The following is a 13,396-nucleotide window of genomic DNA, read 5'->3' as shown; positions in this document are numbered from 1 at the left end:
TTGCATGGCAGATTTACCACCCCTGACGTCGTTGCGTACCTTTTGGTACGTGGCCGAGCACGAGAGCTTTAAACGGGCTTCCGAGCATTTGTTTGTGACCCAAGCGGCGGTGAGCCACCAAATTCGTCAGTTAGAAGACTTCTTGGGCGTGAGTTTGTTTGAGCGTGGCAATCGTGAAGTGCGGTTAACCAAGGATGGACAGCGGTTGCTGCCCTATGTACAGCAAGGTTTTTCGGCACTGCGGGCAGGCGTTACCTTGGTGAAGGATGATGCCGACCCGAACGTCATTAACCTCTCGGTGATGCCAGCGTTTGCCTCGCGTTGGTTGGTGCCCCGCTTGGGGCAGTTTCGGCAACTGCACCCGGAAATTCGCCTTAATCTTAAACCGACCCAGCAGTTGGAAACCTTTTCTGACGGCGAAATGGATCTGGCGATTCGCTATGGTTCCGGTCAATACCCCGGTTTACGCAGCGAGTTTCTGCTCCGTGATAGTCTGCTGGTGGTCGCCACCCCCGACTTCATTGCCGAGCACACGCCGAGCCTCGATAACCTGACCCAATTGCCCTTATTGGAAGATACCAGTACGGACGAACAAGGTTGGGCGGAATGGTTCCGCCGCCACAACATAGAAACTGCTGTGGCCGAGCGCTGTTTGACCATTGCCGATGCGTCCATGCTGGTGGATGCCGCCATGGGGGGGCAGGGTGTGGCCTTGGTTCGGCGCAGTTTAGTGCAGCATTTTGTGGATCAGGGTGCGCTGAAAAAGCTGTTCGCCCTAGAGCTGGATTCACCCTACGGTTACTACCTGGTAGCACCAGAAGCACACTTTGTGCGCGCTAAGGTGAAGTGGTTTATGCAATGGATGAAAGAGGAGGTCCGGCAAAGTTTCGGGCCGGAAATGATGGCCTATCATGGAGCCTAGTCTTTTAGGTCGAGCGTGCTAAACTCTGGCGCCAAATTATTGCGAGCCTAGCGGTATGGATTGGAAAATTTTCTTCACCATTTTTGCCTCGGTATTTGTGGCTGAACTCGGCGACAAAACACAATTAGCGACTATGCTGTTCGCCACCGATAAAGCAGTCAGCAAGTACACCGTATTTCTCGCTGCCTCCGCCGCGTTAATTGTAGCCTCCGCCATTGGTGTATTGGCAGGTAGCTTGTTGTCTGGTTACATCAATGAGAAGTACCTGCACTACATTGCTGGTGTGGGGTTTATTGCGATAGGGGCTTTTACCCTATATAACGCATAACGTTGGTAAGGTTCCCAAGTGGTATTAAACCCAGTTTTCGAGTCGCAGTGCCTCGATGCGCTCGAATTCCCGCATATTGTTCGTTACGAGCGTTAGGCCTTCACTGCGCGCATGACCGGCAATGTGCAAATCATTAACGCCAATTGGCGTGCCTTTGCGCTCTAGCTCAGTGCGGATTTGGCCGTAGTGAGCGGCCGCTTTTTGACCATAGTCCAAAATATCCAACCGAGAAAAGAACTCTTCTACTTGCCGCAGATTGTGCTCAGGTTTGGCGCTTTTCTCGGCGCCGTGCAATAGCTCTGCTAAGGTGATCGAGCTGACACACATCTGACCGGCATGAAGATTAAACACCTCCAGAACTTCAATCGGGCGGCGCTTGATGACATAGATGACGATGTTGGTGTCGAGCATGTACTTCAACATCAAAACGCTTCCCGTTCCGACTGCTCTTGAGCGGCACGTTCCGTCATGAAGTCATCGGTTACGGACACGTCAGCGAGAAAGAAGGTGTCCCAAGTGTTTTCAATCGGCGACAAGATCCTGTCGTGCCCAACAACGCGAACGTTTACCTTCTTGACCTGATCAGGAAATCGGGTGTCGGCGGGTAATCTAACCGCTTGAGTTCTGTTGTTCACAAATACCGATCCAACTGACATGGTGCACCCCTTACAGAGCTATATACGTGATGTATATAGTAGCAGGTGTTGTGCAAATATAAAGCTTATTGCGCGGTTATGTTATGGGCCCGCTCCAACTGCCCTAAGGCGGCATCGACGACAGCGAATAGCTGGTCAATGGTTTTTGTGGCTTGAGCAAAAAAAGCCGGTGCGGCAATGGTCGGTGTGGTGCCTTGCAAGAGATCCCTGTCAATGCATGCCAGCAAACCATTTACGGCTTGGGCGCAGCCATTCACCCCGGACAACGTCGATTCCGGAAAACGGTGGGCATGGTCTTGTAGAAGCGTAAAAGTCCGTTGCGTCGACTGTTCAATTTTTTGATAGAGAAAACGTAAGCGAACACGCTGTTCCGCCGTGCTGTTGCCTTGGGCGGCGAGTCCTGTACCCAGGGCGCGTGCTTGCCCGGCCCATTCGGCTGCGGGAACCAGATCGCGCCACAACGCGGCAACATAGTGTAGGGCAGGATGTTCTTTGGTTAAGTCGGCACTCACCGCGATGTCTTCGAGCAAATACAGGCTGTTGCGAATCAACAGGCTGTGTTGGGTCAAGTTATTCTCGGGCGTGAGGTGCCCACTCTGGCGCAAGCGGCTCCAGTGATCGAGCAGTGCATCCCATGCTTCGCGTTGCGTGGTGCTTAACATCAGGCTTTGCTGCATGTGTTGATCTACAGTTTGGCGCGTTTGTGCTAGCTCCGCCCGTAGGCTGCTGTCGCCGCTTAATACCCCATTACTGAGCCCGCGGTGACGTTGCAAGGCGGCGATCAATTGGCGTAGAAGACGTAACTGATGCAGGGTAAGGGTAAGCTCCAAACGCCGTTGTTGTCGCTGGCGTACATGCAGCCCTAGCGCTAAAAGGCTCAAGGCGGCCACCATCGACCCGGAGAGCATGAAGACAATCGGAAGTGAATTCATGAGCGTGATCCTGTTAAGCGCGCCAGATGATGGGCAACAGCTCGTGCCTGATCCGCTGACTTCAAATTGTCTTGATTGCCCTGTCGAACGTGGTCGGCCAAGGTGGCGATTTCGACCACGGCCTGTCCTTGTTGTTCGGTACTGACCGCGACCTGAATGACCTGTTCCGTCATCGCTTGGACAGTGCTTTGCACCACATCCAACAATTCACGGGCCGCGTCAGCTTGTTCGGCACTGTATACCGCTAAGCGCGAAAGCGACGACACCTGTTCAGTTGCATGCCCGATGTGCGCCTGCACGGTATCGCTGTTGTTGCTGATGATCGTGGCGGACTCCTGGCTGTGCAGCGCCAAGCGACGAACTTCATCGGCAACCACCGCAAACCCCCGCCCGCTTTCGCCCGCTCTTGCTGCTTCAATGGCGGCATTGAGCGCCAGTAAATTGGTTTGTTCAGCAATGCCTCGAATGGTGCCCGACATGGTGTTGATGGTGCTCGATTGTTCACACAGAGCATTGATAAGTTGCTGGGTAGACTCTGACTGTTGCGCCATTTCGGTGACGTTTTGCACCAAAACGGTGAGTTGTTGTGCACCATCGAAGAGCTGCTGACGGGCGTCCAAGCTGGCTTGGCGAGAAACATCCGCAAGGTGCGCAACCTGTCCGATGTTCACATTTAACTCTTCAACGGCCGCCGCGGCCGTGGTAGCCGCATCGCTCTGCTGTTCAGCGTTTCTGGTGACTGCTATGGCACTGTTTTCCAGCTCTTGCGAGGCATGTGAAATTTCCTCCAAGCGTTGTTGCAACCGCTGTTGTTGACGCTCTAGCCCCATGAGCAGTGGCTGTAAATGGCCAATTACCGGTCGCAATACCACCCATTGTGCACTGTCGGGCGGTGTAAAGGTGCCTGCCTCCAGCGCAGTTGCACAGTAGTCGCGCAGGCGCACGACCTCGGTGCGGATCAGCCACAAGGTTCCCAATATGAGATAACACAGTAAGCCGAGTACCGGGGCCGCGGAAGCGTTAGACCGCAACGATACGGCGATCAGCAACCCCAGTAATAGGAGCAGGCTCAAGCACAGGCCACGCCAGTGCCATTCCCGTTGAATTAGGTAAACCGGGTACGTCAGCCACAACATAAAACATCCTCTGATCGGCCAAAAAAAAACGCCCATGCCACGCTCGCGGATACGAGTTTGGACATAGGCGCCATTGCCATTCGTCGCATCAGTGCGACGGTTATTATTTTTACAGCAAGAACAATACCATAAAATAGTGCAACATCGTACTTGTATAGTACGAAGTTGCACTATATAGTCACTGAGTGCTTTTATTTCAGGAGATACAGGATGCAAAACTCAAACGCTTCACGGTTATCACGACGCCACCTTATGACTCTGGTGGGCGGTGGCGCCATTGTTGCTGCCGGAGGTGGCTTAGGCCTATTCTCCGCGACTCGAACCCCACATGCAGCGCTTGCTCCTTGGGCACAAGCCGGAATGTACGAAGAGCCGCGCCGGTTTGCTCTCTCGCACGCCATCTTGGCGCCCAATCCGCACAACCTTCAACCTTGGCTGGTCGATTTACGGGAAGAAAATGTCGTCACCTTGTGGGTTGATCCGGCGCGTCGGCTACCCGTGACTGACCCATTCGATCGACAATTGACCATTGGTCTTGGGTGTTTTCTCGAGCAGATGACCATTGCGGCGTCGGCACGGGGCTATCGAGTCGAAACAACGCTGTTCCCGCAAGGCTCATCTGAAGATGTGTTGGGCGAGTTGCCCGTTGCGCGGGCTCGCTTTGTGTTTGATAACCGTTCGTTGGACCCGTTGTTTGCCCAGATTCCCCATCGCCGTTCTACCAAAGAGCCGTTTGATATGATGCGGGCGGTGGCTGCGGAAGCACTCCCAGGCCTCAATCCGTCCGTGCAAGGCATTGGTTTCGATGGTACCGTCAACGCGGCTCGTGTTGCTGAGTTACGGGCGTTGATCTGGGATGCGTGGATGATCGAATACACTACCCCAGCGGCCATTGGCGAAAGCGTGGATTTGATGCGTTTGGGCAAGGCAGAAATTAACGCCAATCCGGATGGTATTGATGTTGGCGGTATGCCACTCGATGGTCTGATTGCTTTAGGGTTGGTGACCCGCGAAGACCTCGCGACACCTGGCACAGTCAGCTATAACGCGGGCATTGATATGTACCAGCCGATGCTGGCCGCCACCCCGGCTTTCGTTTGGTTAACCAGTGCTGACAATTCCCGGAACAGCCAAATTGCGGCGGGCAGAGCTTGGCTGAGATTGAATTTGCAGACCACACAGCAAGGGTTGGCCTTGCATCCGGTCAGTCAGTGTTTGCAGGAATACCCGGAAATGGCAGAACTGTACGACACCGCACATCGGACCCTGGCGAACAACGGAGAAACCGTTCAGATGCTCGGCCGATTAGGGTATGCTGCACCCGTGCCGCAAACCCCGCGCTGGAGTCTGGATGCCAAGATCAAACACACATGATGACCCTTCGTCCGTCGATGGTCGAATGATGTTCGAGTTACTTAATGAGGTGGGCATCATCGCTCAGCTCAGCCGGGCGTTACTAGAGTCCCGGCTTGAAGATGGCTTGACCATTCATCACTTTACGGCGTTGAATCACTTAGTGCGCTTGGGCGATGGACGCACGCCAATAGACATGGCTCGCGTATTTCAGGTACCAAAAACCAGTATGTCGCATACCTTGGCGGGCTTGGAAAAACGCGCCCTGATCCGCTTGATACCTAATCCGGCGGACGGTCGCGGTAAATTGGTGATGCTGACCGATGCGGGCCGGGCATTGCGTGAGCGCGCTATCAACAGTATCTCGCCGGATATTGCGCAGCTTTTGCCACAGTTTGGGCTTGCAGAAGCGCAAAGTATTTTACCCAGTTTACGTAAGTTGCGCGCGCTATTGGATCGCGCACGTGACCTTTAAGGTTTTTTCCCGTTATGACGATGTCGCCGCTGCAACCTACCATCACCACCATTGCCTTTGATGCCGATGACACCCTTTGGCATAACGAATATTTATTTCGCATGGCCAGAACCGAGTTTCAGCAATTATTGACGCACTATCACAGCCCGTCGTGGGTGGATGAACATCTGAACAAAACAGAGATCAAGAATCTGGCGCATTATGGCTATGGTGTGAAGTCCTTTGCGTTGTCGATGATCGAAACAGCCGTTGAGTTAACGGAAGGACGTATTTCGGGGGCCGATGTGCAACGCATTTTGGACCTCACACAAACCATGTTGAGGGCAGATGTCACGGTTATTGAGGGTGTGCCGGATGTGTTGGAGGCCCTGTTTCCACACTATCGCTTATTGGTCATTACCAAGGGTGACTTGTTAGACCAACAGGCAAAGCTGGCGCGTTCCGGATTGTCATCCTATTTTGCGCAGGTAGAAGTGGTCAGTGAGAAAGACCCGGACACTTACGCCCAGATCTTGCTGCGCCATGGGGTGGAACCCACACACTTTGTGATGGTGGGCAACTCCATGAAGTCGGATATTTTGCCCGTATTGGCCATCGGGGCGCAGGCCATTCATGTGCCGCATGAGCTCATTTGGGAGCATGAAGTGGTGGCCGCACCGCCCAAAGGGACCTCCGGATTTTCCGCCGTAGAGCAGATAGGTGACGTATTGACGCTGCTTGGCAGCGCTTAATCCAGCGCTGCGCCGAGCCGGCGAATGAGCACCAAACCCAAGGGTGCCGTCACGAGAATGGCGAGCACCGCCAGCGAGAGAATGACGCTGCCACCCGCCAGCCCGGCGCTCAAAGGTATGGCCCCTAAAGCTGCCTGAACCGTGGCTTTAGGGACAAAGGCGGCAGCGCAAAAACTGCGTTCAAACCATGACAAGTGCGGATCAAAAGCGGTAGCGATGTAGACGCCCACCGTTCGTGCCAATAAACCCGCTGCTAGCACCGCTAAACCCAGTAAGCCCGTTTGCCAAGCGATGGTTAGGTCAACCTGCATGCCGATGTAAACAAACAACAAAATCTCGGCCGGTATCCAGAACTTAGCCAGCTTCAATGCCACTTCCTGCGCGATCGGCTCGGCGCGTTCCAATACCACAAAGCCAATGGTCATCACGGCCAGCAGTGAAGCCAACCCCATGGCATCACCCAAAGCCACCATGGCAAGGCAAGTCACAACAATTAACAGGGTTTTGTCGGTAGCACGAATATGGCGATACTGTTTTTTCAACCACAGGGCCAGCACCCAGCCGACCACCGCGCCCAGTAGAATTCCGCCCAAAACAGAGACCGGCACCCAAGCCAATCCCTGCAAAGAAGAAACTAAGCCTGAGGCTATTTCAGCCGAAGTATCGCTGCCGACTGCCAAGACCAGCAGCGTCGAAAACAGCGTAATGGCGACCACATCATCCACCGAGGCGCTGCTCATGATCAGTGTAGGAAGGTGATTCTTTTGCCCCCGCCCTTCGGCTTGCAAGGCCAACATGGTGGGCACAATCACCGCCGGGCTGACAGCGGCCAGCATCCAAGCGGCCAGAGCCGCGATGAACCAATCCAGACCGAAGACCCAATGCAACAAGGGCGTTAATACCATGGCTTCGAGGGTGCAAGGGATGATGGCTAATAATAAGGACGTTCGACCGACCCTGGCGAGTACCCGTCGCCGAATGGCGAGGCCCGCACGCAACAAAATAATGATCAGTGCGAGAGATTTAATAAAGGGTTCCAGATCCCACGCCAGATCGGGGATGGACGGTTTGGCGATGCCGCTCAAGAGCAAACCGAACACGAGCATGCCGAGAATGCCCGGCAAACGCCCATACTGTGCCAAACGTGCCATGCTCCAGCCACCGCCAATGACCATGGCAAAAAATAAACCGATTTCCATGTTCATGGGTGCTCCTGTAATGAGACAGGAAACAATTGCACCAAGCCCGATTTTCCGGCCATATCGCCCACCATCCATATTTGCTCAAACGGGTGATTGGCAGGCAGGCTGAGTTGATCCCGGCGGGCTTCAATATCCGCGCGTGACCACAGGGGATTGGCGTTGCGCAGCACCAACCACACGCGCTGACTGTGATAAGACTTTTCGGCTTTGTTGATGAGTATCGTATTCAGGGCTTTTAACAGACGTTCTTTAACCGGCACCTCCAGCAGCAGATGCAAGGCTTCGAGGGTGCGCTGGTTCACTTCGCGGTGCAAAATCAACATGGCTTCTGCTTCGCTGCCGTACAGGTGAGCAATTTCCAAGTCGAGCTTTTGGTCATTCAAATAACAAGAAACATCGGGCTTGCGTGGCTCATTGTGCCAAATATGCCGCATCGGTACGCCAAACTGTTTCTCATACAACCGCATAAAGAGCTTGGCGGCTTCATGTTCGAGTTCTATTTTTTCTTGTTCACTCGGAGTCATGCTGTGCTCTTGTGGTCAGTTGGGCAAGTGCCCAGTCAATGTGTTCGGCGACCATGAGTGATACCTCCGCGCGTCGCCTTTTCAAGGCGGCGATAATGTCCGGTCGTGCGCGGCCATTGCCTAAGGCAATGGCGGTATTGCGGAGCCAGTTTTCATAGCCGGTGCGGCGGATGGCCATGCCTTCGGTACGTTGCAAGAACGTCGCTTCATCCCATAAGAAAAGAGCCAGCACTTCGGTATCGTCGAGTTGATGGCGCGGCGTGAAATCGTCCTCTTTGGTCGGCAGGCTGAATTTGGTCCAGGGACAAAATATCTGGCAATCGTCGCAACCAAAGATACGGTTGCCCATGGGCGCGCGCAAGGGTTCTGGAATGGCGCCCTGATGTTCAATGGTGAGATAGCTGATGCACTTGCGTGCGTCCAATACCCAAGGACCAACAAAGGCTTGCGTCGGGCACACCTCCAGACAGCGGGTGCAACTGCCGCAGTGTTCAGTGGCTTGTGGTGGGTCGGGCGGTAAAGGCAAGTCGGTAAAGAGTTCACCGAGAAAAAACCAAGACCCGGCCTGCGCGTTGATGATGAGGGTGTGCTTGCCTTGCCAGCCCAAGCCAGCATTGCGGGCGATGGCGCGCTCCATTACCGGGGCACTGTCGACAAAGGCGCGATAGCCTAAATGACCTACTTCATCTTCCAGCCATTTTCCTAAAGCGGTCAGTCGTTTGCGCATCAGTTTGTGATAATCCCGCCCGAGTGCATAACGGGAAATGTAGGCTTTGGTGGGGTGATCGAGCAAGTCTCGAGTTTCGGCCTCAGGGCGATAATCCATACGCACACTGATCACCGAGCGGGTTCCGGGCACCAGTTGATCCGCATGAAAGCGCTTGTCGCCATGTTGGGCTAGATAGTTCATCTGGCCATGATATCCTTCCGCCAGCCAAGCTTCATGGCGTGCTTGTTCAGCACTTTGATCGATGCCTGTAATGCCCACATCGGCAAACCCTAACTCGGCCGCAGCCTCAACCAGACGGTCGCGGAGGGCGTGAAGGTCAAGGGCGGCAATAGGCTGCATAAGCGAGTCAGTGTCGATGTAGAGTGAATTAGGGGAGAATGATACACTGCACGCCAACCATCAGCGACCCAAACGAGAATCACGCGTCGGTATGTCAACAGTTTCAACATCCACACAATCCTTAATTGAAGGTCAACTTTGGTTGCCGGATGCAGATGCTACGGAGCGTTGTGGTGTACGTCTGTCGCCAGCGGTCCAACGTCACCCCGGTGCGATGATTTATTTGCACGGTGACTTGGGTATGGGTAAAACGGCCCTAACGCGCGGTATATTGCACGGCTTGGGGTGGCAGGGAACCGTAAAGAGTCCGACCTACACATTGGTCGAGGGCTATGAATGGGATAGCATGCGAGTGTTCCATTTCGATCTATACCGTTTGGCGGATCCGGAAGAGTTGGAGTTCATCGGCATTCGCGATTATGACACCGCCGATGCTGTCTGTTTGGTGGAGTGGCCCGACAAAGGGCGAGGGGTGTTGCGTAGCCCTGACGTCATCTTGCACTTGGTTGAGCAGGGTGCCGGACGGTTACTGCACTGGCATGCCTACACACCACTTGGGCAGCAGTGGATAGAGCCCCTGAAAGGTGAGCAGCAAGTATGAGCCAACGCGTCCTATTAATTTTGCTGAGTGTGAGTATTTGGGCGCTCTCTGGCGTCCTCAGTGCCACCAACATCGTTACCAATTTGCGCCTATGGCGGGCACCGGATCATACCCGGTTGGTGCTGGATTTAACAAAGCCTGCCGACCATCGTGTTTTTACCCTGACAAACCCCTCCCGTGTGGTCGTGGATCTTGAAGATGCCAACCTGTTTACCGCGTTGGATGCCCTGGAATTGACCGACAGTGGGGTCGGTTCGGTGCGGGCGGCACAGCGGGAAAATGGTGGTTTGCGGGTGGTGTTGGACCTTACTGAAGCTCTCAGTCCACGCAGTTTTGTGTTACCCCCAAACGAACAATACGGCCATCGCTTGGTCATTGACCTGCAGCGGGAGGACGATGCCTCTACTACGGTTCAAGCAGCGCGTGAAGTGCGCCAGGCGCAAACCGGTGGGCAGCGCGACATCATCATCGCCATCGATGCCGGGCACGGCGGCGAAGATCCCGGTGCCATCGGACGCAGTCGGACGTTTGAAAAAAATGTGGTATTGGCCATCGCGCGTGAACTAGAAGCCTTGGTCGAGGCCACGCCGGGGTATACGCCTTTTATGGTGCGTACGGGTGACTACTATATTTCCTTAGTCCGGCGGCGCCAGTTAGCCCGCGAGGCAAACGCCGATTTCTTTGTGTCTGTGCATGCGGATGCGTTTACCAGTCCGCAGCCATCGGGTGCCTCGGTTTATGCGCTGTCAGACCGGGGCGCAACCTCTACCATGGCCAGTTATCTCGCCGAAAGCGAGAATGCGGCGGATACGATTGGTGGCGTCGGTGGCGTGAATTTGGAATCCATGGATGCGGTGGTGCGGAGTGTGATTGTGGATCTTGCCATGACCCACTCCATGCAAGAAGGCTTGACTGTCGGCTCCAGTGTATTGGGGCAATTGCGCAGTATCACCCGCTTGCACAAACCACAAGTAGAGCAAGCAGGGTTTGCTGTTCTGCGTTCACCGGATGTGCCATCGATACTGGTCGAAACCGGATTTATGTCCAACGCGGCGGATGAGCGTAACCTCGGTTCGCAAGCCTATCGTCGGCGCTTGGCACAGGCTATTTTTAATGGCATCAAAGGCCACTTTGACGCCCATCCCCCTCCGAATACGTGGGTCTATGCCCAGCGGGCCAACAGCCAAACATTTTCGAGCTATACCGTGCGCAGTGGCGATACCTTGTCGGGTATCGCGGCCCGGCATCGGGTTAGTCTGTCGCGCTTGCGTGAAATCAATAATATGAACTCGGACATTATCCGTGTGGGTCAGGTGTTGCGGGTGCCCAGTGGATAACCTCAAACAGCCTTTTTTGCAACGCGCTATTCGAGTGCTTTCGCCGCGCTTAGCCAACCAGATAGCCGCCGGGGAAGTGGTTGAGCGGCCAGCGTCCGTGGTGAAAGAACTGCTGGAGAACAGTTTGGACGCCGGTGCGAAGCGCATTCAGGTAGATGTCGAACAGGGCGGCGTTAAGCGCTTACTGGTGCGTGATGATGGGCATGGTATCCGCCAGGACGAGCTGGCCTTGGCATTGAGCCGTCATGCCACCAGTAAAATCTACGATTTGGACGAACTGGAAGGCGTGGCATCGCTCGGTTTTCGTGGTGAGGCACTGGCGTCGGTGAGTTCAGTGTCGCGGCTGACATTAAGTTCACGCCATATCGATGCCGCCGATGGTTGGCAAGCACGCACCGATGGCCGTGACATGGTGCCGGTCGTTTCGCCCGCTGCTCACCCTGTCGGCACCAGCGTGGAAGTGTGCGACCTGTTCTTTAATACCCCTGCACGACGCAAATTCCTTAAAACCGAAAAAACCGAATTCGGCCATTTGGAAGAGACCTTCAAACGGGTAGCGCTCAGTCAATGGGAACGCTTCCTGAGCTTGAAGCATAACGGTAAGACGATTCACAGTTTAACCGCCTGCCACAGTCAGGCCGAGCAGGAAAAACGCATTGCGCAATTGTGCTCAGCGGATTTCATTCAGCAAAGTGTGTTTCTAGATGTCACGCACCTTGGCATGACCTTGCGCGGCTGGATGGGCTTGCCGACCTTCAACCGTCGGCAGGCGGACTTGCAGTATTTCTTTGTGAATGGCCGCCCGGTGCGTGACCGTGTGGTATCGCATGCGGTAAAGCAAGCCTATCGGGATGTACTGTTTCATGGTCGGCATCCGGCGTTCGTGCTTTATTTCGAGCTGGACCCGCAAGGGGTGGATGTGAACGTGCACCCCACCAAGCACGAAGTCCGTTTTCGTGATTCGCGTACCGTGCACGACTTTCTGTTTCGCTCGTTGCATCGCGCCTTGGCGGAAGTGACGCCTGAAGCGCAAAAAGTCGCTAACGTAGCACATGTCGTACCCCAGCAGGCTGCGCCCGAGCAAACCACCATGCGTCTGCGGGATGAGGCGGCACCTTTGTGGTCACCGAATGCGAACCCGGTATTGGCAGAGCCGTCGCCGGTGCGCACGAACTCGACCGTTTTGGACAATGCCGGGACGCGCAGTTGGATGTCTGCGCAAGCGACACGGCCGTCTGTGTCAGGTGTGCAGGAACACATCAGCGCGTACAAAGCGCTGCACCCCGAGGTAGAGAGCGATGTGCCGCCGTTGGGATTCGCACTGGCACAAGTGCATGGGGTGTACATTCTGGCGCAGAACACCGAGGGTATGGTGCTGGTGGATATGCATGCCGCGCACGAACGCATTACCTATGAACGCATGAAAGCCGCAATGGAAGGGCAATCAATGCCCGCCCAGCCGGTATTGGTGCCCGCTACACTAAACGTCAGCCAGCGTGAAGCGGATGTGGCGGAAGAATTCTCTGAGGTGTTCGTTAACTTTGGTTTTGATATTCGTCGTACCGGGCCGGAACAAGTTTCTGTGTTGCAGGTGCCGGTGTTTTTTGGTGCTCAACAGGTGGAGAATTTGGTGCGTGATGTGCTGGCTGAATTGGTGCAATACGAATCCAGTGATGCCATTCTCGCCGCACGTAATGAAATATTGTCGACCATGGCGTGCCATGGTTCGGTGCGGGCCAATCGCAAGCTAACGCTCCCGGAAATGAACAGTTTGTTACGCGATATGGAAGCCACCGAGCGCAGCGGGCAGTGCAATCACGGGCGTCCGACTTGGGTGCAGTTGTCGATGCACGAACTCGATAAGCTGTTTTTGCGTGGGCAGTGAGCATCGGAGCCATAAAAAAAGCAGGCAGGTGTGACATCGGGACGCCATAAACCCATCCATGGGGGCTCCGCTGCGCACGTCCTGTGCGCAGAGGCCCTCTGTCACACCTGCCTGCCTTTTTTATGGCCGATAACCCGCGATCTGGTCGCGACGATTCCCAATAATGATTGTTGAACTCTCATTGTCATTTTCGCGTTTGATGTTTCCGGCAATGTTGATGGGTTCAGGATATCATTGCTGGCACC

15 protein-coding genes are annotated in these 13,396 nt (G+C 54.8%); 8 read left to right on the top strand and 7 right to left on the bottom strand.

The features are described 5' to 3' along the window. The first annotated feature begins 4 nt into the window (after positions 1 to 4). Positions 5 to 922 (top strand): transcriptional regulator GcvA, encoded by a 918-nt coding sequence (gene gcvA, locus ACFOSD_RS14195; protein WP_380697701.1) that lies wholly within the window; start codon positions 5 to 7, stop codon positions 920 to 922. A gap of 55 nt (positions 923 to 977) precedes the next feature. After that, positions 978 to 1,250, top strand: coding sequence for a TMEM165/GDT1 family protein (locus ACFOSD_RS14190; RefSeq protein WP_380697699.1), 273 nt, complete (start codon positions 978 to 980; stop codon positions 1,248 to 1,250). A 24-nt stretch (positions 1,251 to 1,274) separates the two neighbouring features. On the opposite strand, the gene vapC is transcribed toward ACFOSD_RS14190, so the two are convergent. The 4 genes from vapC to ACFOSD_RS14170 form a co-directional block, all read right to left on the bottom strand. Then, complete coding sequence (vapC, locus tag ACFOSD_RS14185) at positions 1,275 to 1,673, bottom strand: type II toxin-antitoxin system tRNA(fMet)-specific endonuclease VapC (protein ID WP_380697697.1); 399 nt, start codon at positions 1,671 to 1,673, stop codon at positions 1,275 to 1,277. Next, a complete protein-coding gene (gene vapB, locus ACFOSD_RS14180) occupies positions 1,673 to 1,906 on the bottom strand; it encodes a type II toxin-antitoxin system VapB family antitoxin (RefSeq protein ID WP_380707486.1) in 234 nt (77 codons plus the stop codon). The genes vapC and vapB overlap by 1 nt, the downstream gene beginning before the upstream one ends. Before the next feature lie 65 nt (positions 1,907 to 1,971). Next, positions 1,972 to 2,838: a nitrate- and nitrite sensing domain-containing protein gene (locus ACFOSD_RS14175; RefSeq protein WP_380697693.1), complete on the bottom strand. Its 867-nt coding sequence runs from the start codon at positions 2,836 to 2,838 to the stop codon at positions 1,972 to 1,974. Then, entirely contained in the window at positions 2,835 to 3,974 is a 1,140-nt protein-coding gene (locus ACFOSD_RS14170; RefSeq protein WP_380697691.1) for a methyl-accepting chemotaxis protein, read from the bottom strand. The genes ACFOSD_RS14175 and ACFOSD_RS14170 overlap by 4 nt, the downstream gene beginning before the upstream one ends. Before the next feature lie 210 nt (positions 3,975 to 4,184). Here ACFOSD_RS14170 and ACFOSD_RS14165 point away from each other — a divergent pair, with 210 nt between their 5' ends. From ACFOSD_RS14165 to ACFOSD_RS14155, 3 genes are read left to right on the top strand one after another with little or no spacing between them, the layout of a single operon-like run. After that, complete coding sequence (locus ACFOSD_RS14165) at positions 4,185 to 5,348, top strand: Acg family FMN-binding oxidoreductase (RefSeq protein WP_380697689.1); 1,164 nt, start codon at positions 4,185 to 4,187, stop codon at positions 5,346 to 5,348. Next, positions 5,326 to 5,802 (top strand): MarR family winged helix-turn-helix transcriptional regulator, encoded by a 477-nt coding sequence (locus ACFOSD_RS14160; protein ID WP_380697687.1) that lies wholly within the window; start codon positions 5,326 to 5,328, stop codon positions 5,800 to 5,802. Before ACFOSD_RS14165 ends, ACFOSD_RS14160 begins: the two co-directional genes overlap by 23 nt. A 14-nt stretch (positions 5,803 to 5,816) precedes the next feature. After that, positions 5,817 to 6,533: an HAD family hydrolase gene (locus tag ACFOSD_RS14155; protein ID WP_380697685.1), complete on the top strand. Its 717-nt coding sequence runs from the start codon at positions 5,817 to 5,819 to the stop codon at positions 6,531 to 6,533. Here the strand turns inward: ACFOSD_RS14155 and ACFOSD_RS14150 are convergent. The 3 genes from ACFOSD_RS14150 to queG are packed head-to-tail and all read right to left on the bottom strand — an operon-like array spanning position 6,530 to position 9,328. Then, positions 6,530 to 7,738: a cation:proton antiporter domain-containing protein gene (locus tag ACFOSD_RS14150; protein ID WP_380697683.1), complete on the bottom strand. Its 1,209-nt coding sequence runs from the start codon at positions 7,736 to 7,738 to the stop codon at positions 6,530 to 6,532. The two genes, ACFOSD_RS14155 and ACFOSD_RS14150, sit on opposite strands and share 4 nt — an antisense overlap. Next, complete coding sequence (locus tag ACFOSD_RS14145) at positions 7,735 to 8,259, bottom strand: hypothetical protein (RefSeq protein ID WP_380697680.1); 525 nt, start codon at positions 8,257 to 8,259, stop codon at positions 7,735 to 7,737. The genes ACFOSD_RS14150 and ACFOSD_RS14145 overlap by 4 nt, the downstream gene beginning before the upstream one ends. Next, on the bottom strand, positions 8,246 to 9,328 hold the full coding sequence (gene queG / locus ACFOSD_RS14140; RefSeq protein ID WP_380697678.1) for a tRNA epoxyqueuosine(34) reductase QueG: 1,083 nt from the start codon (positions 9,326 to 9,328) through the stop codon (positions 8,246 to 8,248). Before queG ends, ACFOSD_RS14145 begins: the two co-directional genes overlap by 14 nt. Before the next feature lie 91 nt (positions 9,329 to 9,419). On the opposite strand from queG, the gene tsaE reads away from it, so the two are divergent. Genes tsaE through mutL form a run of 3 tightly spaced genes read left to right on the top strand, consistent with a single transcriptional unit; the run spans position 9,420 to position 13,151 of the window. Then, a complete protein-coding gene (gene tsaE, locus ACFOSD_RS14135) occupies positions 9,420 to 9,929 on the top strand; it encodes a tRNA (adenosine(37)-N6)-threonylcarbamoyltransferase complex ATPase subunit type 1 TsaE (RefSeq protein ID WP_380697675.1) in 510 nt (169 codons plus the stop codon). Then, entirely contained in the window at positions 9,926 to 11,266 is a 1,341-nt protein-coding gene (locus ACFOSD_RS14130) for an N-acetylmuramoyl-L-alanine amidase (RefSeq protein WP_380697672.1), read from the top strand. Before tsaE ends, ACFOSD_RS14130 begins: the two co-directional genes overlap by 4 nt. Next, the gene (mutL, locus tag ACFOSD_RS14125) at positions 11,259 to 13,151 is read left to right on the top strand and encodes a DNA mismatch repair endonuclease MutL (RefSeq protein WP_380697669.1); all 1,893 of its coding nucleotides are present in this window, start codon (positions 11,259 to 11,261) and stop codon (positions 13,149 to 13,151) included. Before ACFOSD_RS14130 ends, mutL begins: the two co-directional genes overlap by 8 nt. Positions 13,152 to 13,396 lie beyond the last annotated feature (245 nt).

The organism is Salinispirillum marinum, assembly GCF_042650105.1.
Lineage (GTDB): Bacteria > Pseudomonadota > Gammaproteobacteria > Pseudomonadales > Natronospirillaceae > Salinispirillum > Salinispirillum marinum.
This window is presented reverse-complemented; position numbering and strand designations above follow the sequence as displayed.

What these genes read in the sequence shown, in the direction of transcription:
- tsaE (WP_380697675.1), top strand. Translation starts at nt 9,420, where the DNA reads ATGTCAACAGTTTCAACATCCACACAATCCTTAATTGAAGGTCAACTT.
- vapB (WP_380707486.1), bottom strand. Translation starts at nt 1,906, where the DNA reads ATGTCAGTTGGATCGGTATTTGTGAACAACAGAACTCAAGCGGTTAGA.
- ACFOSD_RS14145 (WP_380697680.1), bottom strand. Translation starts at nt 8,259, where the DNA reads ATGACTCCGAGTGAACAAGAAAAAATAGAACTCGAACATGAAGCCGCC.
- ACFOSD_RS14155 (WP_380697685.1), top strand. Translation starts at nt 5,817, where the DNA reads ATGACGATGTCGCCGCTGCAACCTACCATCACCACCATTGCCTTTGAT.
- gcvA (WP_380697701.1), top strand. Translation starts at nt 5, where the DNA reads ATGGCAGATTTACCACCCCTGACGTCGTTGCGTACCTTTTGGTACGTG.
- queG (WP_380697678.1), bottom strand. Translation starts at nt 9,328, where the DNA reads ATGCAGCCTATTGCCGCCCTTGACCTTCACGCCCTCCGCGACCGTCTG.
- ACFOSD_RS14150 (WP_380697683.1), bottom strand. Translation starts at nt 7,738, where the DNA reads ATGAACATGGAAATCGGTTTATTTTTTGCCATGGTCATTGGCGGTGGC.
- ACFOSD_RS14130 (WP_380697672.1), top strand. Translation starts at nt 9,926, where the DNA reads ATGAGCCAACGCGTCCTATTAATTTTGCTGAGTGTGAGTATTTGGGCG.
- ACFOSD_RS14165 (WP_380697689.1), top strand. Translation starts at nt 4,185, where the DNA reads ATGCAAAACTCAAACGCTTCACGGTTATCACGACGCCACCTTATGACT.
- ACFOSD_RS14190 (WP_380697699.1), top strand. Translation starts at nt 978, where the DNA reads ATGGATTGGAAAATTTTCTTCACCATTTTTGCCTCGGTATTTGTGGCT.
- ACFOSD_RS14160 (WP_380697687.1), top strand. Translation starts at nt 5,326, where the DNA reads ATGCCAAGATCAAACACACATGATGACCCTTCGTCCGTCGATGGTCGA.
- vapC (WP_380697697.1), bottom strand. Translation starts at nt 1,673, where the DNA reads ATGTTGAAGTACATGCTCGACACCAACATCGTCATCTATGTCATCAAG.
- ACFOSD_RS14175 (WP_380697693.1), bottom strand. Translation starts at nt 2,838, where the DNA reads ATGAATTCACTTCCGATTGTCTTCATGCTCTCCGGGTCGATGGTGGCC.
- ACFOSD_RS14170 (WP_380697691.1), bottom strand. Translation starts at nt 3,974, where the DNA reads ATGTTGTGGCTGACGTACCCGGTTTACCTAATTCAACGGGAATGGCAC.